General features: G+C 45.9%; 1 protein-coding gene. It reads left to right on the top strand.

All coding sequences use genetic code 11. The features are described 5' to 3' along the window. Positions 1 to 119 precede the first annotated feature (119 nt). Complete coding sequence (locus tag JX312_RS12730; protein ID WP_123403457.1) at positions 120 to 1,916, top strand: RagB/SusD family nutrient uptake outer membrane protein; 1,797 nt, start codon at positions 120 to 122, stop codon at positions 1,914 to 1,916. Positions 1,917 to 2,081: the final 165 nt, after the last annotated feature.

Here is a 2,081-nt window from a genome sequence, read left to right as displayed (position 1 = left end):
GCGCAAAGGTATGAATCCTCAGTACAGCTTCGGAGGAGGTCAGGGTAAGTATTATGTTCCTGCAAGAGTGTTCTCCTTCCAGTTGAACGTGAAATTCTAATTTTAACAAAGAATAGATTATGAACAAAATAATTAAAAGATTATTAGCATCGACACTGGCAGTTGGTATGACAGCCTGCTCAAGCGATTATCTGGAGCAGCCGCCGATTGACCTTGTCAGTGATGACGCAATCGGAAACAGTGTGGAAGGCGCGCGTGCCGCTTTATATGGCATATGCGAGTCTATGTTCATCAGTTATGGTGCTGATTATACGGAACGTTTCGGTAATGGAGAGGCATATTTCCAGACATTCTATGGCGATGCCCCCAGTCCCGATGCCGCTTTCACATTCCTGTATGGTTCCCAGAAGGAATTTCAGGCTTGGGCGTGGATGACTCGCGACACGGGTAATTTCAGCCGTTATGCATGGATGTATGGTTATAATATCATCAATCAGGCAAATGTGTTGCTCGCAGCAATAGACGGCGTGCCCGGAGACCCTGCGGAAGTCAAATTCATCAAGGCGCAGGCTCTTACCATGCGTGCTCACGGATATATTCGTCTGATGCAGGTTTACGGTCCTCGTTACGAAGACCGTGATAACGGCAATGCGCTTTGCCTGGTATTGCGCACAACACCGGGGTCAGACCCCGCGCCTCTTGTGACATACAACGAGGTAATGGCACAGATATACAAGGATTTCGAGGATGCAATCGCATTGTATAATGAAAGTGGTAAGTCCCGTACAAAGGGTTTCGAGCCTGACATCAATGTTGCCAAAGGACTCTATTCAAGAATACTCCTCATGAATCACGACTGGGCTAAAGCGGAGCAGATGGCACGTGAGGCAAGAGAAGGATATCCTATTATGTCGGCAGCTGATTACATTGCGGGTTTCGGTACAGCAAACAGTGAATGGCTTTGGTATAACGACTACAACAAAACCTATAACGGTTACAACTCATGGGGAGCAAGCTATTCATGCAACGGAGCATATGCTACGGCTTATGACTGGGCAGGTGGCGGTGCGATCAGTTGGAAATTGTATAAAGAAATTTTCAACAGAAATCAGGGTGACGTACGATGCGAGCTTTACTGGACACCAGATAAAGCCAATCTGCATGTTGACTATGGTTTCGAAGAAAAGGATTTCTGGGATTCCGGCGTTGTTTATCCGGAGCGAATGAATATGTTCCTTGTAGATCCTTACATGACAGCTTCAATTGCATTGTGGGCAATGGATATCACACCCGAAGGATATGACAAGACAAGCATGCTTCTTGACGGATACAGTATTCCCGATATTGTATCGGCTGTGACAGGCGGTGCGCTTGAGGCTCCGGATGCTGTCAATTGCCAGAATCCGCAATATGTTCAGACATTGGCATCTGTATTTGCCGGTGCATTGGGTGCTACAAGAGTTCAGTTTGGTCAACAGGCAAAATTCTGGAGTGATGCAGCAGCTATGGGCGATGCGCAGCATCCTTTCCTCCGCGCCGGAGAACTTATACTTACAGAGGCTGAAGCAGCTGCGGAACAGAATAAGGATGATGTGGCGCAGAACTGTCTGAATGAGCTGAACAGCAACCGAATGAGCAATTATACATGCAGCCTCACAGGAGATGCGCTCAAAGAGGAGATACGACTGTATCGCCGTATGGAACTTTGGGGTGAAGGTGACAGCTGGTTCTCGTTCAAGCGTTGGAATGTCACTGCAAAACGAGAAATCTGGAAAGAGAATGACCCGACTTCAAACAACTTCCTCCCGGCTTATGAAGGAACTTACGATCCCTCTTACAGTAACGGATGGAGATATGAAATTCCAAAATCCGAGAAAGATTATAACAATATAATCAATTCACAGCTTAATAAATAAGCTGACAAATTCAGTATGAGCAATCAAGGCAGCGGGTGAAAAACCCGCTGCCTTAATCTGTGTGTGAACACGTAACAACTTTATACAGTCTTAGAGATTGTCTAAAAATTAGTGCGAAATAATATTATTAGGCATAACAAACCCTCAATCAGAGTGTTGAAGGAG

The organism is Barnesiella sp. CU968, assembly GCF_905219685.1.
GTDB classification, from domain to species: domain Bacteria; phylum Bacteroidota; class Bacteroidia; order Bacteroidales; family Muribaculaceae; genus Lepagella; species Lepagella muris_A.
The sequence above is the reverse complement of the archived record's forward strand: the minus strand, read 5'-3'. Positions and strand labels throughout refer to the sequence as shown.